The sequence below is a fragment of the Streptomyces sp. NPDC017056 genome (assembly GCF_044332485.1).
In the GTDB taxonomy this organism is placed as follows: Bacteria; Actinomycetota; Actinomycetes; order Streptomycetales; family Streptomycetaceae; genus Streptomyces.
The window spans coordinates 98,038-119,027 of the sequence record NZ_JBIRPD010000025.1; the positions used below are offsets into that span (position 1 = coordinate 98,038).

Annotated in this window: 18 protein-coding genes and 4 pseudogenes; 13 read left to right on the forward strand and 9 right to left on the reverse strand. The window is 69.7% G+C overall.

The genetic code is table 11. From position 1 onward, the window contains the following. Positions 1-17: 17 nt before the first annotated feature. Positions 18-588: pseudogene (locus tag ACH4OW_RS33985) on the reverse strand (SDR family NAD(P)-dependent oxidoreductase); the annotation flags it as partial. 835 nt (positions 589-1,423) lie between these two features. On the opposite strand from ACH4OW_RS33985, the gene ACH4OW_RS33990 reads away from it, so the two are divergent. From ACH4OW_RS33990 to ACH4OW_RS34000, 3 genes are all read left to right on the forward strand, one after another. Further along, positions 1,424-3,235 (forward strand): ABC transporter ATP-binding protein, encoded by a 1,812-nt coding sequence (locus ACH4OW_RS33990; RefSeq protein ID WP_398031915.1) that lies wholly within the window; start codon positions 1,424-1,426, stop codon positions 3,233-3,235. A gap of 89 nt (positions 3,236-3,324) precedes the next feature. Then, positions 3,325-5,373, forward strand: coding sequence for a GNAT family N-acetyltransferase (locus tag ACH4OW_RS33995; RefSeq protein WP_398031835.1), 2,049 nt, complete (start codon positions 3,325-3,327; stop codon positions 5,371-5,373). Positions 5,374-5,413: 40 nt separating this feature from the next. After that, a complete protein-coding gene (locus ACH4OW_RS34000) occupies positions 5,414-6,055 on the forward strand; it encodes a class I SAM-dependent methyltransferase (RefSeq protein WP_398031838.1) in 642 nt (213 codons plus the stop codon). A 346-nt stretch (positions 6,056-6,401) separates the two neighbouring features. On the opposite strand, the gene ACH4OW_RS34005 is transcribed toward ACH4OW_RS34000, so the two are convergent. Beyond that, on the reverse strand, positions 6,402-7,100 hold the full coding sequence (locus tag ACH4OW_RS34005; protein WP_398031841.1) for a type 1 glutamine amidotransferase domain-containing protein: 699 nt from the start codon (positions 7,098-7,100) through the stop codon (positions 6,402-6,404). A 347-nt stretch (positions 7,101-7,447) separates the two neighbouring features. On the opposite strand from ACH4OW_RS34005, the gene ACH4OW_RS34010 reads away from it, so the two are divergent. The 5 genes and pseudogenes from ACH4OW_RS34010 to ACH4OW_RS34030 form a co-directional block, all read left to right on the forward strand. Then, entirely contained in the window at positions 7,448-8,332 is an 885-nt protein-coding gene (locus tag ACH4OW_RS34010) for a helix-turn-helix transcriptional regulator (protein ID WP_398031844.1), read from the forward strand. Positions 8,333-8,785: 453 nt separating this feature from the next. Beyond that, positions 8,786-9,202: a Dabb family protein gene (locus ACH4OW_RS34015; protein ID WP_398031847.1), complete on the forward strand. Its 417-nt coding sequence runs from the start codon at positions 8,786-8,788 to the stop codon at positions 9,200-9,202. Between the two features lie 106 nt (positions 9,203-9,308). Further along, positions 9,309-10,174: pseudogene (locus tag ACH4OW_RS34020) on the forward strand (amidase family protein). 41 nt (positions 10,175-10,215) lie between these two features. Beyond that, positions 10,216-10,629 carry an amidase family protein gene (locus ACH4OW_RS34025; protein WP_398031849.1) on the forward strand — a complete coding sequence of 138 codons (414 nt, stop codon included), beginning with the start codon at positions 10,216-10,218 and terminating at the stop codon, positions 10,627-10,629. A gap of 212 nt (positions 10,630-10,841) precedes the next feature. Continuing rightward, positions 10,842-11,107: pseudogene (locus tag ACH4OW_RS34030) on the forward strand (transposase); the annotation flags it as partial. Positions 11,108-11,210: 103 nt separating this feature from the next. Here the strand turns inward: ACH4OW_RS34030 and ACH4OW_RS34035 are convergent. The 4 genes and pseudogenes from ACH4OW_RS34035 to ACH4OW_RS34050 form a co-directional block, all read right to left on the reverse strand. Beyond that, positions 11,211-11,609 (reverse strand): annotated as a pseudogene (locus tag ACH4OW_RS34035) (LysR substrate-binding domain-containing protein); the annotation flags it as partial. A 480-nt stretch (positions 11,610-12,089) separates the two neighbouring features. After that, on the reverse strand, positions 12,090-12,341 hold the full coding sequence (locus tag ACH4OW_RS34040; RefSeq protein WP_360136065.1) for a DUF6087 family protein: 252 nt from the start codon (positions 12,339-12,341) through the stop codon (positions 12,090-12,092). Next, the gene (locus ACH4OW_RS34045; protein ID WP_360136063.1) at positions 12,334-12,462 is read right to left on the reverse strand and encodes a hypothetical protein; all 129 of its coding nucleotides are present in this window, start codon (positions 12,460-12,462) and stop codon (positions 12,334-12,336) included. Before ACH4OW_RS34045 ends, ACH4OW_RS34040 begins: the two co-directional genes overlap by 8 nt. Positions 12,463-12,847: 385 nt before the next feature. Next, the gene (locus tag ACH4OW_RS34050; RefSeq protein WP_398031853.1) at positions 12,848-14,167 is read right to left on the reverse strand and encodes an MFS transporter; all 1,320 of its coding nucleotides are present in this window, start codon (positions 14,165-14,167) and stop codon (positions 12,848-12,850) included. Between the two features lie 767 nt (positions 14,168-14,934). Here ACH4OW_RS34050 and ACH4OW_RS34055 point away from each other — a divergent pair. The 4 genes from ACH4OW_RS34055 (at position 14,935) to ACH4OW_RS34070 (ending at position 17,811) form a co-directional block, all read left to right on the forward strand. Further along, on the forward strand, positions 14,935-15,138 hold the full coding sequence (locus ACH4OW_RS34055) for a cold-shock protein (RefSeq protein ID WP_003985808.1): 204 nt from the start codon (positions 14,935-14,937) through the stop codon (positions 15,136-15,138). Positions 15,139-15,477: 339 nt separating this feature from the next. Continuing rightward, entirely contained in the window at positions 15,478-16,968 is a 1,491-nt protein-coding gene (locus ACH4OW_RS34060) for a DEAD/DEAH box helicase (protein ID WP_398031856.1), read from the forward strand. Positions 16,969-17,014: 46 nt separating this feature from the next. After that, the gene (locus ACH4OW_RS34065) at positions 17,015-17,344 is read left to right on the forward strand and encodes a CBS domain-containing protein (protein ID WP_398031859.1); all 330 of its coding nucleotides are present in this window, start codon (positions 17,015-17,017) and stop codon (positions 17,342-17,344) included. A 158-nt stretch (positions 17,345-17,502) separates the two neighbouring features. After that, complete coding sequence (locus ACH4OW_RS34070) at positions 17,503-17,811, forward strand: SCO5918 family protein (RefSeq protein WP_398031861.1); 309 nt, start codon at positions 17,503-17,505, stop codon at positions 17,809-17,811. Between the two features lie 278 nt (positions 17,812-18,089). On the opposite strand, the gene ACH4OW_RS34075 is transcribed toward ACH4OW_RS34070, so the two are convergent. Next, the gene (locus ACH4OW_RS34075) at positions 18,090-18,428 is read right to left on the reverse strand and encodes a MerR family transcriptional regulator (RefSeq protein ID WP_360139928.1); all 339 of its coding nucleotides are present in this window, start codon (positions 18,426-18,428) and stop codon (positions 18,090-18,092) included. A gap of 798 nt (positions 18,429-19,226) precedes the next feature. On the opposite strand from ACH4OW_RS34075, the gene ACH4OW_RS34080 reads away from it, so the two are divergent. Then, on the forward strand, positions 19,227-19,616 hold the full coding sequence (locus tag ACH4OW_RS34080) for an ATP-binding protein (protein ID WP_398031863.1): 390 nt from the start codon (positions 19,227-19,229) through the stop codon (positions 19,614-19,616). Between the two features lie 107 nt (positions 19,617-19,723). Here the strand turns inward: ACH4OW_RS34080 and ACH4OW_RS34085 are convergent, their stop codons facing one another. After that, the gene (locus ACH4OW_RS34085; RefSeq protein WP_398031865.1) at positions 19,724-20,143 is read right to left on the reverse strand and encodes a hypothetical protein; all 420 of its coding nucleotides are present in this window, start codon (positions 20,141-20,143) and stop codon (positions 19,724-19,726) included. Between the two features lie 102 nt (positions 20,144-20,245). Continuing rightward, a complete protein-coding gene (locus ACH4OW_RS34090) occupies positions 20,246-20,902 on the reverse strand; it encodes a type III effector protein (protein ID WP_398031868.1) in 657 nt (218 codons plus the stop codon). Positions 20,903-20,990 lie beyond the last annotated feature (88 nt).

The window sequence follows — 20,990 nt, forward strand, 5'->3', positions numbered from 1 at the left end:
CTCGACAAGATGGGCGGCTATCTGTCCGGGCTCTGGCCGCCATTGGCATGGAGGATCTCGCCCGTGACGAACGGCGCGTTCTCCAGGTAGATCACTGCGTCGGCGATGTCGGCCGGCTCGCCCATCCGGCCGACCGGGAGCAGACCGCTGAGGGCCGCGTGATCCTCCTCGGAGTGCATGGGCGTCTTGACGAAGCCCGGCGAGACCGGCGTCGACGCGGATGCCCCGCGTGGCGTACTCGATGGCCAGGGACTTGGTAGCGGATTGCAGGCCGCCTTGGGTCAGCGGGGTCAGTACGGATGGCACACGCGCATCGGCGTTGCCGACCAGACGGGAGGTGATGGTGATGATGTGGCCGCCGCCCACAGCAAGCATGTGCGGGACAGCCAGTCGGGTGATGTGGAAGAAACCGGTCACGTTCACACCGACCACCGAGTCGAAATCCGCCCGGGTGTAGTCGGTGAAGGGCCTGGCGAGGAAGAGCCCCGCGCTGTCGACCAGGGTGACGATACGGCCGAACCGCCGCACTCCCGCGTCGAGGGCGCGTTGGGCGGTAGCGGGCTCGATGCCGTGGACGAGGCGGACGCCCTGCCGACGCGCCGACGTGCCGACCTGTTCGAGTACGTGCCGGTCGACCGGCACGTCGTCCAGCCGGTCGTTCCACTCGGCCCACGGCGCGGCCATGTACGCACGGAAGGCGCTCAGGAAGCACGCCACGGTCCTGCATCTGAACACCGGTGGGTGTGGCGCTGCCACCACGACGGGACCCTGCGCCGGTACGAGGCCACGCTCGGCGCGACGCACGTCGAGGGCACGTCCGTCGAGGGCGATCCCACCGTGACCGAAGCGGTGCAGGAACTGGCCTGGCTCCAGGCCAAACACAGCGGGTCGGCGTTTCGGCCATGGTCGTGCCGGAGGACGACCCGCCCGTGGCAAGGGTCCGTGTATGCGGCAAAGGAGCGCTTCCGTGCGTTTCCAAGGAGCGCGCTGCGTCCGAAACACGTGTGTTCGAAGCCCGAGGGCTCTCGTTGAACGCCATGACATCCCTGGCCCCCTTCCTGGAGACCGCCATGCACTCTCTTCCCGTCCGTACCGCCGCATCCGTTCCTGCCCTTGCCGTCCTGGTCGCTCCCGCCAGAGCCCGGGCCGCTTCCACCGTGCGCGCCCGCTGCGCTGCCGACGCCGTCCGGAACGGTCGCCCGGATACGAGGTGGGTGGCGTGAGCGAGCCCACCGATGCGTCAGCCGACCGCGTCCCCGAGCCGCGCACCGCCCCGCAGCCGCCAACTGCGCTGTCCGACGCACAGGCCCAGGAAGACCGGCCGGATGTCAAGCAACAAGCCGCGACGCAGCCGGACACCGAGCCGCAGCTACGGTACGTCGACCTGACCGGCCGCCGGGAGGCAGTTGGCCGCTCGATCCGGATGCGCGACATGGCCCGGCGGCTGCCGCAGCTGGTGCGGCGCTCGCTGGCCCTGGCCTGGCGGGTCGACCGCCGAGCAACCGTCGGCCTGCTGCTGTGCCAAACCGCCGCCGGGGTGATGCAGGCCCTCGGCCTGGTCGCCATCAGCGGCACGCTCAGCGCCCTGCTCGCTTCCGGCGAGGTCTACGACCGGCTCCTGCACGCGTGGCCGTCCGTGGCGTTGCTGGCCGGTGCCGCCGGCGTACGGGCCCTCCTGGGGATCACCGTCGGCTGGCTGTCCTCGCGGCTCGGCCCGCTGATGTCCCGCGAAGCCGAGCAGATGCTGCTCACCGGCTGCGCCGAGGTGGAACTGTGCGCCTACGACGAGCCCGACTTCAACCGGGACCGCGAGGCCGCCGAGCGCGGGGCGCAGGTCACCGGGGACCTGATCGACGAGGGACAGGACCTGATCGCCTCCAGTGCCAGCTTCCTGGCCGGAGCGATCGTGCTGGCCGGAGTGCACTGGGTCCTTCTTCCGCTTCTGGTGGTGGCCAGTCTGCCGCAGGCCCTGGCCCAGGTCAGCGCCGCTCGGGTGCGTTACCTGGCGAACGCCCGCAGCAACGGCGACCATCGGATGCTGTCGGTGCTGCGGTGGCACATCTTCACGCGTGAGGCGGCCGACCAGATCCGTGCCGGCACCATGGCCGACTTCCTGTCCGGCCGCTACCGCCAGACGGTGGCCCGCATCAACCGCGAGGACCGGGTCGCCGCCGACAAGGGCGCGCGGATGTCCCTGGGCGGCTCGCTGGGTGGCGGGCTGCTGTCGGCCGTGGTGTGGGCGGCGGTCGTGTGGCTGCTGGCCACCGACCGGATCAGCGTCGGGCACGCGGGGACGGCGGTTTTCGCCCTGCAGACGGTGGGCCAGTCGGTCCGTGGGCTGGTGGCCATCGGGGCGCGCGCCGTACGTACCGGGCTGTACATGGACGACTGGCAAAGCTTTCTCGACAAGGCGGGCGGGTTCCGTATGCGCCGGGGCGCACACCGGCCCGAGCCGCCGAAGTCGATCGAGATCAAGGCGGTCACCCACCGCTATGCGGGCAAGGACCGCGACGCGCTGTCCGAGGTGTCGCTGACCTTGCGCCGGGGCGAGGTCACTGCCCTGGTCGGCTTCAACGGCTCGGGGAAGTCGACGTTGTCGAAGCTGGTCAGCGGCCTGTACCTGCCCACGGACGGGCAGGTGCTGTGGGATGGCGTACCCACCTGCGACGCCGACCCGTACCAGCTGTGGCAGCAGGTCGCCCTGGTTCCGCAGGACTACGCGCACTGGCCGCTGACCGTGCGCGAGAACGTCACCCAGGGGCAGCCTACGGCGCGCGGGGACGCGGCGGTGCGTGAGGCGTGTCAGGCCGCCGGCGCCGACGAGGTCGTCGACCGGCTCGGCGCCGGCCTGGACACGCTTCTTGCCCGTGAGTGGCTCAACGGGGAGGAGTTGAGCGGCGGCCAGTGGCAGCGTGTGGCTCTCGCGCGGGCGTTCTTCCGCGAAGCCGGGCTGCTGGTGCTCGACGAGCCGACCGCGAACCTCGATCCGCGCGCCGAGTACCGAATCTTCCAGCGGCTGCGGGACCTGGCCCGTGACCGGGTGGTGCTGTTGGTGACCCACCGCATCACCAACGTGGCGGTTGCCGACCGCATCGTGGTCCTCGACGAGGGCAGCATCGTGCAGGAGGGCACCTACCAAGAACTTGCCCGACAAGATGGAGGGCTCTTCCAGCAACTGCTGTCCTATCAGGTCACCGCGGGCTCGGACGACGCAAGCCGGGGAGGGTGCTCATGAGCTGTCCCGGTGGCGCTGCACATCGCCCGGCCGAGACAGTCGCGTCGTCAGCCACGCCCCTCTGCGAGCACTCCGCCCGAGGTGATCACGTGCGGCCCACCCACTCCCCCATCCGTGCGGCCGTGGAGGCGTATCTGGCCCGGCATCCCGGTGAGCGAGACGCTCTGGCCAGCCTGCTGTTCGTCATCGACGGCAGTGGCGATCCGTGTCACCGTGCCATGCCGCCCGGCCGCATCACGTGCAGTGCGGTGGTCATCGACCGTGAGCGGCGCGTACTGCACGTCGGGCACCAGGCATCGGGGAAGCTGCTCGCGCCCGGCCACGTCGAGAAGGGCCCGACCCTGCTGACCGCTGCCCTGCGGCAAGTGTGCGAGAAAACCGGGATCCGTCCCGGCGACCTGTGCCTGACCCCGCAGTTCCTCGGTGATCCAATCGACGTCGGCATCGGCATCGACGACCTCGGCACCAGCCCGGCCGAGGGGGAACGCGCCCACCGGCACTTCGACTTCCGTTTCGCCTTCTGTCTCAGCGGCGAGCAGCCACCGCCTCTGGCTCTGCAGGACGACGCGGTATGCGGTGCCCAGTGGCTGGCGTTCGCAGACGTCGGGTCGCCGGCCCTGCGCGCCAAGCTCTTGGCGGCCGAAGCCCAGGGGCTCGACGGACGGCCGGAGCCCGTCAGCGCCTGCGTGGTGCTCCACGACGGCCACGGCCGCTATCTGCTGCATCTGCGGGATCAGCTCGACGGCATCTGGCAGCCAGGCGTTTTCTCGCTTCTCGGCGGTCAACGCGAAGTGGGCGACGGGTCCTTGGAGGCGACCCTGCGAAGGGAGCTCGCCGAGGAGACCCCGGGTCTGGAACCTGTGGGCCTGGCGCCGTACGTCCTGGAGCAGGCGACGAGCGTCGAGGGGCTGACGGTACCGGTCCAGGTCTTCACCGCCCTCTGGAGCGGCGATCCGGACGCAGTGGGTTTGCAGGAAGGCGTGCTGCTGCGCTGGTTCGCCCCCGAGATGCTGGACCGGCTGCGCATGAGCCCGGGCACCGCCGATCTGATCCGCCGGCACGCGACCCAGCACCCTCCGGCCGACGGAGCGACCGGCCGAGTGCGCCCGCGACGGCGCGCAGCGGTAGAGCGGCACACCGAGCCGCTGGACGTCCACCTGATTCTGCTCCGGCAGTCCGAGGACGGTCCGCAGGCCCTGCTGTCGCGGCGCGCCGGAAACGTATACGCCAGTGGGCTGTGGCATGTGCCGTCCGGGCACCTGGACGGCCCGCACGAGGACATCGTCACGGCCCTGGTGCGTGAGGCCCGGGAGGAGACCAGCGTCGTCATCGACCCGGCGGATGTGCGGGTTGCCGTCACCGTGCACCATCGCAGCCCCGGCGGGGAATGCCGTACCGGCTTCTTCTTCGAGGTGCGGCGGTGGAAGGGCACGCCCCGGATCGCGGAACCGGACCTGTGTGACGCGATGGACTGGGCACCCCTGGATGCTCTGCCCGCACGGATGGTGGCCTATTGCCGTGCCGGCCTGGACGCCTACGCAGCCGGCGCCCGGTTCGCGGTCCACTTCCAACGGCCCGGCGACACGATCGCCTACGACCCGGGCGCCGACCGTCTACGCCTCGTGCCGACCGCCCTCGGACATGCGACGGTCCGTGCGGCCGGGCCCGGCGACGCCGAAGGCATCACCCGCCTGCGCTCCGCCTACGTCCTGTCCGAGCCTCTGAGCGAGGAGTGGATCCGGCGGTGCGCCGACGAACTCGCCCCGCGGCTGACACCGGCGGGGGACGCGCGGGCCTGCGTGATCGATGCCCCGGACGGCTCGCTCGCGGCCTGCGCTCTCGGCCTCGTCCACCCCGTGCTCCCGGCACCGTCCTACCCCCGGGGCCTGGCCGCCCGCCTGCACGTCGTCGCCACACATCCGGACTTCAGGCGCCGCGGCTACGCCAGGGCCGTGGTGTCCGCACTGCTCGATCGCCTGCACGCCGACCACGTCACACTGTTCGACCTCCATGCCAGCGACGAAGCCGCGCCGCTCTACCGCGAGCTGGGCTTCGAGGGCAGCCCCGCGCTGATGCGGATGACACGACGCGAAGCGCCCACCTTCCCGAACCAGGCCGCAAGCGCCCCGCGGCCGTAACCGCGCCGTGGCGCCCGCCTTCACCGACGAGGAGCACTCTGTGGGATTCACCCGCAAGGGCTGGTCCCGGCACTACACCGACGGCCACGGGTTCCGGCCACTGGGGGACGAGGAGAAGACGCTGCTGATCGAGCACGCCACGCCGCCCGCACGGGGCCGGGCGCTGGACGCCTGCTGCGGCACCGGGGAACTGGCCGCCTTTCTGCCCTCGCTCGGGTACGCCGTCGACGGCACCGACTTCGCCGACGGCGCCCTGACGCGGGCGAGCACGGAGCGTGCCGAGGCGCAGGCGGTGCGCTGGCTTTGCCTGGACATCGAGCACGACGACCTGGCCGACCTGGCCGAGGACGGCTACGACCTCATCACACTGCGGCTGTCCATCGCCTTCATCCATGACCGCGCCCGGGTCCTGCGCCACCTGGCCGCGCGGCTGCGCCAGGGCGGGGCGCTGGTCCTCATCACTCCCCTCGTGGCGAATACGCCCGCCGAGCGGCGGCACATCGCGCTGGACGAGGACGAGCTGGAGGCCCTGGCCGACGGGTTCCACAGCGCCGAACGGTTCGACGTCGAAGGGCTGGCTGTGCTGATCCTGCGTGAACCGGGAGCGTTCAGCACCGAGGAGAAGGACCGGCCAGAGCCGCAGACCGTGTTCGGGGTCGCGGCAGTGGTCACCAACACCTGAGGTCGGGAACCGCTGGGCCGCTCCACCCGCGACAGGCGAAAGCTGCCCGGCGGCAGGTGGGAACTGCCCGGTGTTCATTAGGCAGGTGGGGTGTCGGGCAACATGAAGCCGGGCCCGGCTTCCTCGACATTCGCACTGCTGTGACCGGGACGCTCCGCGCCGCGCCGATCGGGCGGGATCGCACGGGTCATCGCTACGTCGAGGTCGATCACGAAAAGGCCGGGGCGCCGCCCGGGCCTCGGGCATCGCGCGTACGCGCTTTTTGCCTTTCGCTGTTCGCTTCCGGTATCTCGCCCCCGGAAGCGAACAGCGAACGTAAACCAGCCCATCTGTGGATAGTGGTGTGTCAGCGCAGCGCGGAAATCATGTCCTCGGCCAGCCTGGTGCTGGAGGCGGGGTTCTGACCGGTGAAGAGGTTGCCGTCGATGATGTTGTGCTGCTGGTAAGCCGCCCCTCCGACGTGGTCCGCGCCCAGCTCCCGCAGACGGGAAGCAAGCAGCCACGGCGCCCCCTCGGCGGTGCCGAACAGCTGCTCCTCCTCATCGGTGAACGCCGTCATCCTGCGGCCGGCGAAGAGCCAGTTGCCGTACGCGTCCTTGGCACTCAGCAGCGCGGCCGGACCGTGGCAGACCGCACCGATGAGCTTCCCTTCCTCGTCCGCCTCGGCCAGTAGACGGCCCAGGTCGGCGTCCTGGAAGAGGTCGACGACCGGGCCGTGGCCACCGGGCAGTACCACCGCGACGTAGTCGTCGATGCTGACCTCGTCGAGCTTCAGCAGCGAGCCGAACTCCTCCAGCGCCTTGCGGGCGTGTGCCACGTAGCGGCCGCATTCCTCCCCCGCGACCGCCGGGTCGGCGCTGTGCTCGTCCAGCGACTGCAACACCCCGCCCGGAGAAGCGAAGTCGACCGCGTAACCGGCCTCGACGAACTTCTCGTGCGGAGCAGCCAGTTCCTCCGCCCAGTAACCCGTCGGGTACTTCGATCCGTCGGTGCGTTCCCAGACGCTGGCGGCCGACATGACGATGAGAACCTTGCCCTTGTTCATGAACGAGTTCCTTTTCCGTGCAGAGATGTGAAGAGACGTCCGGAGCAGGCGGCAACCTGCTCCGGGAAGATCAGCGGTCAGGCGCGACGCAACGGCGAGGGGGAGCAAAAAAGCGCCGACCGTGGTTCCACTCGTCGACCGCTCCCCCGAGGAACGTCTTGACCAGCCCTTCTGCCGTGCGCATGCCGCATTCCGTCCTCTGTCACTCACCCGGAGGACGTGCATCCAGCATGGCCTGCCACCAGCCCCCACAGGCGCCCATATCAGGCCCTGCGAGACAGCGGACCCGGCAGACTAGGACTCACAGACCCACGCGGGAAACACCCGCACCCGCGATACTGCGTGGCATGGCCAACAACAGTCGTGAGCTGGGCGACTTCCTGCGGAAGGCGCGCAGCCAAGTGGATCCCGAGCAGGCCGGTCTACCGCCGGACAGCCGTGTGCGGCGCGTGCCGGGCCTGCGCCGTGAAGAGGTCGCCCGCCTGGCCGGCGTGTCGGCCGACTACTACGCCCGGCTCGAACAAGGGCGCCCGATCGCTCCGTCGCCCGGTGTCGTAGCCGCACTCTGCCGCGCTTTGGGCCTTGACGAGGCGGGACGCACGTACCTGCACACCCTCCTCGGGGTGACGGCCGCGCCGTCACGGCGGCACGGCCGAAGCGCCCAGAGGCTCCGCCCTGGCCTTCACCAGCTCATCGACGCCCTCGATGGCGAACCGGTCCTGGTTCTCGGCCGCCGCAGCGACGTCCTGGCGGCCAACCGGATGGCCAAGGCGCTGTTCACCGACTTCGACCAGATGCCCGTCCGGCACCGCAACTACGCACGCTGGATGTTCCTCAGCGAGGAGCCCCGGTCCTTGTTCGTCGACTGGGAGGACCAAGCACGGGCCGCCGTGGAAAGCCTGCGTCTGGAGGCGGGACGGGACGCGGACGACCAGGCCACGAACGATCTCATCGCGGAGCTGCGCGGAAAGAGCACGGAATTCGACCACTGGTGGGAAGAGCACCGGGTCCATCAGCGCACCCACGGTTCCAAGCGTCTCCATCATGCGCTGGTCGGTGAACTGACAGTGGAGTACGAGACGCTGACGCTGCCGGGAGATCCCGACAAAACTGTCTTCGTCTACACCGCGGAACCCGGATCGTCGTCCAGACAAGCACTCGATCTCCTGGCCATGTGGCCCCTCACCGGCACCGGAACGCCCCGGGCCGGAACGGCCCAAGCGCACGACTGACACGGGTGTTCGTCCCGTGTCTGGCGGCCTCGTGCCCCATGTGTCCGGTGCAGCAGAGGTGCTGCACAGCTTCAGTGGCCCGCTCCCCGCGTGGGCCGTCGCCAACTCCTCCGGCAGGGCGCCTCCCGGAGTTCGGAGCCTCTGTGGGACCGGGACATGCTGGTCGACGACGCACGTCATCAGGTCGGCCTCCCTCACGCCGAAGTCGCCCACCAGGACGTGCCCCTCCACGTTCCGCCCGGCTTCGTGCATGTCGCCGGGTACACCGACGTGGAGCCTCATCCATGCGGCCGGCCTCGCGGGCACATTCACGTGGACGGGAGCGTCAATGACAGCCGGGGGGGGACGCCCCTGACTGGCCTCCGGCCCGGCCTGAACCGCCAGTAGCACGTGCGGGCTACAGGACCTATCACCACATCCACACCCACATCCACTCCGAAAGAGAGCCCTTTGATGATCCACCACTGCGTCCGCTTCACCTTCAAGCCCGGCACCACTCCCGAGCAGCTCGAAGACGCCCTCGCCAGCCTGCGCAACCAGGGCGAGGTCATCCCCTCCGTACGGTCCTTCCTTGTCGGCCGCGACCACGGCGGTGTGTACGAGTGGGGCGCCACCTTCCAGATCGACGACCTCGACGGCTACTGGGAATACCTCATCCACCCCGCCCACCGCCGCACTGACGAGATCGGATTGCCGCTGGTCGACAGGTTCATGTCGTTCGACATCACCGACGACCCGGCCCCCGGGACCGGCACAAAGATCGCCGAACTGCACCAGCGCCGCTATGACGCCGATCCCGGCCTCACCGAACTCGTCTCCAACCTCAACCAATACGAAGGCAGCGCCGCCCCTGGCCCCCACGCCGCCTGACGTCCGTCCGTTTCATCAACGTCATCAGGCGATGCGCCGCTCCAGCAATGGCAGAGCTGCTCGCCGTAGGGTGAATGGAACAGACAGGCTCGGGAAATTGGTTGCGATGGAAGGGGCCCCGGAGCCGATCGGTCTCGTATGGCATGACGCGGTCGGCCTCGCGAGTCTGGCCTCAGCGGGCACGGTGAACGCCGTCGAGGTGGTGGCCGCCCATCTCGACCGGATCGAGGCGATCGCAGACCGAGTGAACGCCTTCGTGACCGTGCTCTGTGAGCAGGCCCTGCACGCCGCAGCACGACTGGCCGGCGGCCCGCTCAGCGGAGTTCCCTTCACGGTCAAGGACTCCTTCGGCAGGCCGGCGGCATCCTGCTGGCCAAGACAAACCTGCCGGAGATGTCCTACTGGATCGAGACGGACAGTCGCCTGACCGGCAAGTCCCTGAACCCCTACGATCCGCAGCGCACCCCCGGAGGCCCCGGAGGCTCCAGTGGCGGTGAGCCGGCGGCCATCGCGAGCGGGCTCTCGCCGCTCGGCATCGGGAGCGATGTCGCCATCTCCGTGCGCGGGCCCGCCGCCGACGCGGGGATCGCCTCGATCAAACCCCCACGGCAGGTTGCCGATGACCGGCCACTTTCCCGCCGTGCCGCGCCGCTGGTGGCACGTTGGCCCCATGGCTCGCAGCGTGCGCGATCTGCGCCTGGCTCTCGCCCTCATGGAAGGGCCCGACGGCAGCGTCCCCTACGCCGTGGCGCTGCCCGCCCCGGGCCGCCCCCGCGGCAGGGGCTGGCTGCGCATCGGCTGGACCGCTGCGGCGTTCGGCGCGGTCGGGTCGATCAACAGGTCGCCGCTACGGTCGCCGCGGCGGCCACGGCGCTGGCGGGTTCGGGCACGACGTCCGGGAGAGCGAGCTTTCATGGCTCGCCGAGCGGGACTGCACCCTGCTGTCGGCGACGCTGTTTCCCCCGGAGGTAGGGCCAGCCCTGCGCGCCGTCACCTCCGGCCGCGAGACGGAGTTGCACCCGGTCATCCCGGTCATCGCGGCCACGCTGGAGTCCGCCGAGGTTCTGCTGGCCGACTGCATCGCCGCCGAACACGAGGTGGAGCAGCTGCGCACGCGATTTGCCGCATGGTTCGCCGACCACGACGTCCTGCTGTGCCCAGTAACGCCGCTTCCCGCGCCGCCTCATGGCCGCAGCCGCCTCGACGTGGACGGTGTCCCCCTGTCGGCACACGCGGTGATGCGCGCGACCGTACCGTTCAACCTGACCGGCCTGCCCGCCGCCGCGCTCTCTTTCGGCGCCACGGACGACGGCCTGCCGCTCGGCGTCCAGTTGGTCAGCCGATGGTGGGCCGAGACCCTCCTCCTCGTCCTCGCGGAAAGCCTGGAGGAGATCAGCCCTGTCCGCGGCCGCCGCCCCGCCTTCTGACTGAGCGATTCGCCATGTCTCACGGCGAAACGTAGGCATTCATCACCCCTGGCGCTCCGTGACGGGGGTGCCTGAGGAGCAGGTCGGCCTGGGCTGTGGCAGGAGAGCGCTGTTCCGTTCCGGCACCTCCCATTTCATCCCCAGCCGCCCCGCCCCGCCCCAGACGGTTTCGCTCGCTGGCCGGGCCGACCACCGCGCCGTACATCGGGAACGTGGCCACTCATCGCGGCTACTCCGGCGACCTGTCCGACGACCGCTGGGAGTTGACCGAACCAGCCCCCACCGCCTGGCGCGACGAGCGTCGTCGGCGCGGCTGGACATCAGCCGACCTCCCGAGCACGATCTGCGCTCGCTCATGAACGCCGTCCTGTACGTGGACCGCACCGGCATCCCGTGGCGCTGTCTGCCGCACAACTTCCCGCCCTGGCCCACGACCTATCACTACTTCGCCTGCTGGCGCTGGCAGCGGGACGGTGTCGCCGTCCACGGCCAGGTGAAGTGTCCTGATGGCAGTACGTCCGCCGGCCCGTCTTCGTCAGACGCCACAGAGGCTCTCGCCATGTCCTTCCGGACCAGGCGCGTCAGGCTTCGCGGACGAGGAGGTGCTTCGCGGATTCACGGAAGTGGGCGACGAGCGGGTTGGCGTCTGCGATGCGCGTGGCGAGCGCCACCTGGCAGGGTTCGACTCCCTCGACGGGGATGGTGACGAGGTCGTGGCGGAGTGCGCAGCGCCGGTCGTCGGCCGGCTCGAGGGCGATGGCCCGGCCGTCGACGACGACTTCGAGCTTGTCCTCGAAGGTATCGACGAGCATGGGACCGGGTGGAGCCGGGCTGCCGTCCGGACGGGGGTCGAGCCGCCAGAACCCGGTCCACAGCGCGGCCATACCAGCACAGGCCACGAGAGGTTCGTCGGTGAAGTCGTCCGGGGTGACCGACTCCTTGCCGGCGAGGCGGTGGAACGCGGGCACGACGAGTGCCCGGGGTTCGTCGTAGTCCCGCCGTCAGCGGATCACGGGAAAACCGAAGATAGGAGCGAGCCATGTATTCGCTCCGAAAGGCACCCGCAGCCCGGACAGGTCGCCTGCCGGGCAGTGCTCAGGGCCTCTACCCGGACGACCATGTCGGTCACCTCCACCGACTCCACCAACACGTTCTCCAGCGAGGAGAACAGCACCCCTTCGAGTCGCAGCCGTACATCGTTCACGGCACAGCGCTGTCGGCCAGATCACCCACCGGTCAGGCGATTTTCGGCTATCCCAGTCACCATCACGAGAAGATCGACAGTCACGCTGCATACGCGACCACACGAACTGGACCAGAGCCCCCCGGAAAGCGACACAGCCAGGTGAGGCCCCTGCGCGTCGATCAGGATCACGGGACGGCGGGTGGGGCAAGACACGGGGTTAATCTCGTTCCTTTTCAGCAGCCCGGCCGCTGCGGTCACGCCGGGCGAGACCGCGTCACCACGGCTCCGGGCCGGGCTTCTGCGGCCGCATGAGGTCCCTCGCCGCCTTCAGATCGTCGACCACCTTGACCAGCTGCCACTTCGTGCCGGTCCAGCGCAGTACCGCGCGCGGCAGCTCGGGATCCAGGTGCGCGGCCCGGGGCGGCCCTTCGCGGAGGGTGACGGCGCGCATCCTGCCAGGCTGGTAGGTGCGGGCCAGCAGACGCTGCCCCCACCTGAGGTTGATCTCCGCGCGCCGGTCACTCATCGTCGTCCTCCTGGCCGCCCTCGTTCCCCGGCTCGTCGACGTCCATGGTGGACAGGTCACTCATATCGGCCCGTTCGGCCTCGGTGACCTCGCCGTCCTGGCCGGCGTCCTCGCGGGGCATGGCACCAGTGTCCTGTGCGTACCCGGCCGTGGCCATGCTTGCGCCGCACTGCGTGGGGCGGATACCTCGCGCAGCGGGGCGGCGAGCCGCCGGGAGGTAGGCCGCTGCGGACCGCGTCGGTGATGAAGATCCTTCGCACTCCGACATCAACACCACGATGGCTACAACGCTATCTACCTCTTCGAGAAGCGCAGGCTCTCCCTGGAGACCTGCGCGAGGGCGTTCGGGACCTCGTGCATCCACGAGCACGCTTGCGTCCGATGCTCGCTCCTCCAGCCCGAGCCCTCCCAGCGAGACCGGCTGATCGAGATTCGCGACAACCTGACCGATCGGAGCGCCGAAGCTCAGCGCGAGGGCCGGCTCGGCGAGGTCGAGGGCCCTGAGATCAGCTTGGCCGGGAGTGGGCGGCCGCCGGCGGCGCGTCAGGGGAGGCCGGAAGCTCTCGTCCCAGGCGTGCGAGCGGGGAGAAAGCCATCACTACCGGGGACAGCATCATGCCTGCGGCCGTCACCAGCAGGCTGGGGCGCAGCCCCCACTCTTCCGCGAGGAATCCGCCGAGCAGAGAACCGAGCGGGGTCAGCCCCATGCCGACAAACGTGATCGTCGCGGCCGCGCGGCCCTGCATCCCGTCCGGAGTGACGGCCTGCCGGACTGCCATGACCGTGACATTCACCAACTGGCCGCCGAGCCCGAACACGAAGCTGACCGCAAGGAGCGCGGGAACCGTCACCACAGAGGAGTCACTCAGCGTGGGCACGCCCAGGAACACGCCGTCGCCGAGTGCCGCCGCGCACACGAGCACTGCGCCATAGCCGAACCGGCTCGGCAGCCGGGCGGCCAGCACCGAGCCCAGGAGCGCGCCCGGCCCCGTCGCCGCAAGCGTCAGCCCTACGACGGTGCCCGACAGGTGCAGTTCCCGAGGCAGAAAGAGCAGATAGACGGTCATCACGGCCGCGAAGAAGAACTGGAAGGCGGCTGAGGCCAGGCACACGGTCCGAAGCGAGGTATCGCCAGCGACGAAACGCAGGCCCTGATGAATCCGCCGCCTCACCCGAGGGTGGTGTTCCAGGCGTTTCGGGATCGATTCGATCTGGCGGATCCGCCGGATCGACAGGAACGACAGCGCGAAAAGCATCGCGCTGGAGGCGGCAGCGATCGGCGCCGACAGCAGGGACACCAGCGCACCGCCGAGAGCTGGACCGCCGATCTGCGCCGCGGACCGGCTGCCTTCGAGCGCGCTGTTGCCTGGCACCAGTTGGTCGCGTTCCACCAGCCGCACGAGAGACGTCTGGTATGCCACGTCGAAGAACACGGACAGGGACCCGGCGGCGAAGGCAAGCGCAAGCAGGCCGGGCAAGCCGAGCCAGCCGAGGAAGCCAGCCATGGCGGCAGCGCCCAGGACCAGGGCCCGACCGACGTCCGTGAGCACCATCGTCGTGCGGGTCCGCCACCTGTCCACCCACGCGCCGACGAAGAGCGAGAGCACCAGGATCGGCGCTTGCCCCACCGCACGGAGGACGCCCAACTGCCCGGCACTGGCGTTGAGCGCCAGGACGGCGAAGAGCGGCAGAACCACCAGGCTTGCTTGTTCACCAAACTGGGAGGCTGTCTGCCCCACCCAGAGTCTGCGGAAGTCGGCGTCCCGCCACAGGCTTGACGGAACAGGTCGACCGGAATCGGATACAGCGGAGGAAGCGGACGGCACGGAGACCCCTTGGATTGCCGACAACGAGGCCCGCCACCGAGCGCATGCAGGTGCGCCGACGGTTCAGGCAGGGGAAAGGCTCGCTATGCCGCAACATCAAGGGCAGCACGCGATGACAGACCGGTGACGGCCTACAACGTCAACGCGCGCTCGGGAAGCCGGGCATGTCTTCGCTCCTCGTGGGTGACTCGCTGCTACGCCGGAACCCTAGCCGTCAGCGGCCCGACGCGAAAGGCGGTTTCGCTCGCCCCTCGCGCAACCCAAGCAGGCTGAACACGTAGTTCGCAGAAGGCGCCCTGTGTCACCGGTGCAGCAGCCGGCTCGGGCCCCTGGAATCGGCGCTGGTTTCGTTCCCGGACAGCTGGCGACGAGCTTACGCAGCGCAGATTGGTGGAGGTCCAGCGGAGGGCCGGGTGGCAGCGCAGCCTACAAGTCCCGCTCGCGGCTGCAATCTTCGCTTTTTCTGGAGGTTGTACTCCGGGTTGGCCAATATCTGCGCCCGCGAAGTGAGAGTTTGACGGGCCGTGTAGTGAGAGTTCTTGCCGTAGCGAGCGGAGTGGGATTATTCAAGCGGCGGGGGCCGTTGCGGCGTGCTACTGTCGATCTCAGTTGCAGTTGTGGTTCCCGAACTTCAAGTGCCCCCGCTCGGCTCCAGTCGGCGGGAGCATTTTTGTATTGCCGGTCATTTTCCGGGCGGGGTAATCATTGCGGCGACACGGCGTCCGCACAGTGCGGATGCCGATGTACTGCCCCGAAGGAGATATGGCATGGCTACTGGCACCGTGAAGTGGTTCAACTCGGAAAAGGGATTCGGCTTCATCGAGCAGGACGGTGGCGGCCCCGACGTGTTCGCCCACTACTCGAACATCGCCGCCCAGGGCTTCCGTGAGCTGCTCGAAGGCCAGAAGGTGAACTTCGACATCGCGCAGGGCCAGAAGGGCCCGACGGCCGAGAACATCGTTCCGGCCTGACACTGACGCACACTTTGCAGCTGGGGCCCGCATCCTTCGGGGTGCGGGCCCCAGTCGCACTTAATTCTCACAGCGGCATCACCGGCGAGGCGACGCGGAGGTATCCGTAGCCCCGCCACGCATGGATCCCCGTTCAGAGGTGCAGAGGCGCCCTGAAGGAGGCTACCGAAGTCGGCGCCCGATTTTTACGCATTCCGGCGCGTCACCTATTTCAGCACCTGCGCCCGCGCGTCTTCCCATCGGCCAGATGCGTTTTTACTATCGGTCCATACTTGAAATTCCATGGCGCCCATCGCTGCGGGGATTCCTTGATATGCGCCGTATCGAGGAAGGTTCCGCATGAACCGCACCCGCACGAACGACCGTTTTAACCGCACCCGCAGGGCCGGTACCGCCGCTGGAAAGAGCTCCGGCCGCTCCGACTCGACGCCGCGCCGTTCCGGCGGGCCGAACCGTTCCGGCGGTCACGGCCGCCGCCCGGCCGCAGTGCAGGGCGAGTTCGCACCGCCCAAGACGATCACTGCCGCGCTGCCCGCCGTTGACAGCTTCGCCGATCTCGGCATGCCCGAGCAGCTCCTGACCGAACTCGGCAGGCAGGGCGTGCGCACCCCCTTCCCCATCCAGGGCGCGACGCTGCCGAACTCCCTGGCGGGCCGTGACGTACTGGGCCGCGGGCGCACCGGTTCCGGCAAGACCCTCGCCTTCGGCCTCGCGCTGCTCGCCCGCACCGCCGGCCAGCGTGCCGAGTCCCGACAGCCGCTGGGGCTGATCCTCGTACCGACCCGCGAGCTGGCGCAGCAGGTGACGGATGCGCTCACGCCGTACGCCCGCTGCGTCCAGCTGCGGATGGCCACGGTGGTGGGCGGCATGTCGATCGGCAGGCAGGCCGGCGTGTTGCGGGACGGGGCCGAGATCGTCGTCGCGACCCCGGGCCGGCTCAAGGACCTCATCGACCGTGGCAACTGCCGGCTGGACCACGTGGGCATCACGGTGCTGGACGAGGCCGACCAGATGGCTGACATGGGGTTCATGCCGCAGGTCACCGCGCTGCTCGACCAGGTGCGTCCGGAGGGGCAGCGGATGCTGTTCTCCGCCACCTTGGACCGCAACGTCGATCTGCTGGTGCGCCGCTATCTCACCGACCCGGTCGTGCATTCGGTCGACCCGTCGGCCGGTGCGGTCACGACGATGGAGCATCACGTCCTGCACGTTCACGGCGCCGACAAGCACGCCGCCACCACGGAGATCGCCGCCCGCGAAGGCCGCGTGATCATGTTCCTGGACACCAAGCACGCCGTCGACCGGCTCACCCGGGACCTGCTCAACAGCGGGGTACGGGCCGCCGCGCTGCACGGCGGCAAGTCGCAGCCGCAGCGCACCCGCACGCTGGCGCAGTTCAAGACGGGGCACGTCAACGTGCTGGTGGCGACCAATGTCGCGGCGCGCGGCATTCACGTCGACAACCTCGACCTCGTCGTCAATGTCGACCCGCCGACCGATCACAAGGACTACCTCCACCGCGGTGGCCGGACCGCCCGCGCCGGCGAGTCCGGCAGCGTCGTCACCCTCGTCACACCGAGCCAGCGCCGCGGCATGGTTCGTCTGATGTCGGAAGCAGGAATCCGGCCGCAGACCACCCAGATCCGCTCGGGCGAAGAGGCGTTGAGCCGGATCACCGGCGCTCAGGCCCCGTCCGGCATCCCGGTCGTCATCACCGCACCGGTGGCCGATCGCCCGCAGCGCGGCGCTTCCTCACGGGGCCGGCGCCGCTCCGCTTCGGCGACCCGGCGTGCACCCGTACGCAAGTCTGTCGTCGATGCGGCGGCCTGAATCCTTCACGGTCAGGAAGCTGACCCATCTCTGCAGGAGGCACCTTTTGACGCTGGTTCAGCTGGTTCAGATGCAGACCCGCCCGGCGGACGCCCACCCCGTTCACAGGAAGGCGGTTGAGGCCATGGATGCGGCCGGACCGCAGGTCTGGGACGACATGAGCCCGCAGGTCTGGGACGACATGAGCGTCGAGGTGGCGCTGTCCGTCATGGCCGCCGCGCGCACAGGCCGGCTGGTCGTCTGCGATCAGGACAGCCAGTGCACCGCTCGGGTCACCCAGAGGGAACTGACTGCCGTCCGTAACAGCTCCGCATACACGGACCGCGTCCGCCTGCGCGACGTCCTCGGTGTCCACGCGCCGTTCGCCGCACCGTGACCGCGATGGCCGCCGAAGCCGAGCACGCGATGTGCACCCGTCGGCTCGGTAGCCTGCCGGTGATCGATGAGCAAGGCGAAGCTCCGGGCGTCCTCGCCCCCTCCCGCCGAACGGTCTCGCCCCGGCCAGGCCGTTCTCCCCTCTCCCTATGAGGTCACATGCGCTGTGTCATCGCCCGTTTCCCCTTCGAGCTCACCAAGAGCGGCGTGCTGGAGTCGATGAAGGGCGTCAAGCCCGAAGCCGGCACCGGTGAATCCGTGACCATCGGCCGCCGCCGCTATCCCGTCAAGCAAGTCGGCCAGGTCATCACCGGCCAGGACCGCCGTGATTTCACCGCCGGCGAAGTCGTCCGGGCCATGACGCGGCTCGGTTTCACCTGCCACACGCTCTCCGAGGCCGCACCCGTACCCGTCCTCAGCCCGCTCCAGCACGCTTCCGCGATGCTCGGCACTCCCCTGCCTGCCTGACCGGGGGAATCAGGTACGAGCCGGTACCAGGACAGCGTGTGGGCCCGGCCGGAACGTTCCGGCCGGGCCCACACGGCTTGCGACCACGGCTTGCGACGGGTTCCCGGCGCTCGCGGGACGTGGACGAACCCTTGGGAGAACGAGAACGGCGGGGTATATCCTCCGTGGCGTGAGGCGGCTCCCGGCCGGGGCGAAAGCGCTTATGACATGCAGCGCTGCGGGCAGCCTGCGCGGGCGGCGGTCACGAAGTTTCGGAAGACCGCCCGGCCCCGCCCGTCTCAGGGCTCGGTCGGCGGGTTCGGCCGTTCGGCGGCGCGGCGGTATTCGGCGTTGATCCGCTGGGCTTCTTCGAGCTGGTCTTCGAGGATGATGATGCGGCAGGCGGCCTCGATGGGAGTGCCCTGGTCCACGAGCTCGCGGGCGCGAGCGGCGATGCGCAGCTGGTAACGGGAGTAGCGGCGGTGGCCGCCGGTGGAGCGCAGCGGGGTGACCAGGCGCGCTTCGCCGATGGCGCGGAGGAATCCCTGAGTGGTGCCGAGCATCTCGGCGGCCCGCCCTATGGTGTACGCGGGGTAGTCCTCGTCGTCGATCCGGTCGTACGAGTCGTCTGCTGTCATTGAACCTCTCTCATGAAACGCGTCGAGGGGCCCGGATGCCGTACTGGCACCCGGGCCCCGAAGGAACTGCTACACCATCTGCCGGCCTTGATAACGCGCCGGCCTTCTGTGTCCGCCGGCCCGGCCGAAAGACTGCCGGGGCTGCGGGGATCGCGGTTGCTTGACCGGAGACCACCTCACTATCGATGTCCTGCGGTACCCGGGCCTCACACGTGCGCCCGGGCGATCCTGATGGCGATCGCTCCTCCGTCCTTCCCTCGTGATCAACTGCTCTACTGCGAACTGCTGGTGTTGCGAACTGCTCAGCGGCCTGGGACAGCGCCGCATTCCGGCAGCCGGCCCCGTCGCCCGTCCTGCGGCGTGAGGCTCACTGCCTTACGTTCCGGTGCGCGCGCCTGCAGCCGACGCCTTCACCGGGGTCTTGCTCACGGCGGCCCCTGATCACTGCGGGCCACCCGGTGCGGCCGTCAGCCCCGTCGCCATCCTGCAACCGTGGCTCCGGGACTCCACCGCCGCACCGTCCTGCATGCTGCATGTGCGGGTCTTGCTGCCCGGCAGTTCGTCTCTGCCAGGGCCCTGCGGTCTCTCTGGGTTACGAAAGAAACCATAGCCACGCCACAGCCCGATGTCTACTGCGGCCGACACAGATTTTTACGTGTTCGACGGTGAGGTAATCGGCTTCGAATAGTGATGGGGCAGACGCACCGCCCGCACCACCGGAGTACCGGGCCGCAAACCGGGCACACGCACCGGACAGGCAGGATCCAGACCCTGTCGATCCAGAGACCAGGTGAGCTGATGGACACGGTGAGCATCGATGCCGCCCCAGCCCGCTCGGGGAACTCCGCCGCCGACGCCCGCCGGGACGCCCGGGCCTTCCTGGACGGCCTCCTGCCTCCGGCCACGTCCGAGGCCGCCGGCGCCGTGCTCCTGGTCGTCTCCGAACTCGTCACCAACGCCCTGCGCCACGCGGGCGGCACCTGGACCCTGGAGCTGACCGCGCACCCGGACGGCATCGAGGTGGCCGTGCACGACCCCAGCCCGCAGGCGCCGCTCCTGCGCACCCCCGACCTGAACGGCGGCACCGGAGGCTTCGGCTGGCCCCTGGTCAACCGCCTCGCCCGTACCACCACGGTCACCCCCGGGCCGTCCGGCGGCAAGAAGGTCAGCGCCCTCCTCCCCCGGTAGCGCCACCGCGGGCTGCCCCGCCAGCCCCCTTGAGGCCGCTGAGAATCTGCTGCGGACAGTCGGCAGCCAGAGCCCGCTTTCGGTGCCGCGGCCTGTCCGCTGGCGCCTCAGCACACGGCCCCGGCCGCGCGTACTTCGGCGAGCGCTTGCCGTGCCGGCGGGACGGAGCCCTCCTTGTTGTCGGTGCCGATCCACTGGTCGAAGGCGATCTCACAGGCGAGCGTGCCCACTTTCAGGGCTTCGCGTTCACGCAGTTCCGTACGGGCTTCCAGCACGGCCTGGCGTCGACGGCTGAACTCACGGCGGTCGGCGGTCGGCGGTCGGCGGTCGGCGGTCGGCGGTCGGCGGTCGGCGGTGAGGAACGTCTCGTCGAGCGCATCGAGGGCGTCCGGCACCGCGTCCAGCGGCCCGGCCGCCGGCGGCGCCGAGGCGATCCCTTCGACGAGCAGACCGGTCACCGTGCCCCCGCCGAAGAGCACCTCGCACATGTCCGGGAAGTTGATGGGTGGTTGAACGGGACTGGGCATGGATCATGAGGGCCCGCCGGCCCTGCCGTGACCACGAACGCCGGCCCGAGATGAGCGAAGCGTCGATCACCTGGGCCGCCGTCACCCTGGTGCCCCGTCGGCTCACCCGTCGGCCGCGGGGTTCGTGTCGGGGTCCGTCAGAGCATCGAGCCGGGCAGCGAGGTCGGGATGGTTGGGGGTGAGGTGGGGGCGGGTGGTGTTGAGGGGGTGGATAAGGTCGGCGGGGTCGTCGTGGGCGAGGGCCGCGTGGAGTTGGCTGAGCGGGGTGCGGGCCGCGGCGGGCAGGTCGGTGAGGGCGGTGATCTGACCGGCGATGCGGCGCAGGTCGGCTGCGTTGCGGCGGGCCCAGGCGGCGGTGGTGCGTTCGGCGGCGCGGCGTTCACGGGTGGCCTGGACGCGCTGTTCACCGGTGGTTCCTGCGGGCCCGGGACGGCCGCGCAGGTAGCGGCGCTCGGCGGCCTGGCGGCTGGCGACGCCGAGGGGGTGGGCGAGGTCGGCCCAGCTGGCGCCTGCGTCACGGGCGGTTTCGATCAGGCCGGTCTCCCATCCGGCGAGCCGCTCGCGGACCTGCCGTAGCAGCAGAAGCGAGGCCAGGGCCTGCTCCGGGCCGACGTCGTGGGTCTCGGCAGTCCCGGGGTCCTCGTGCCGGGCAGCATGCAGCGCGTCGTCTATGGCGTGCAGGGCCGCCGCGGCGGCGAGGAACGACGCCGGGCTGTGTGGTTGGGCGCTGGACGATGACGGCTGGTCGGCCGGGGTCATAGGCACCTCCCTCGAGTTGTCATCCTCTGGATGACGCCACGTGTTTGTCATCCATCGGATGACATGTTACAACGGTTTCAGCGAAGCG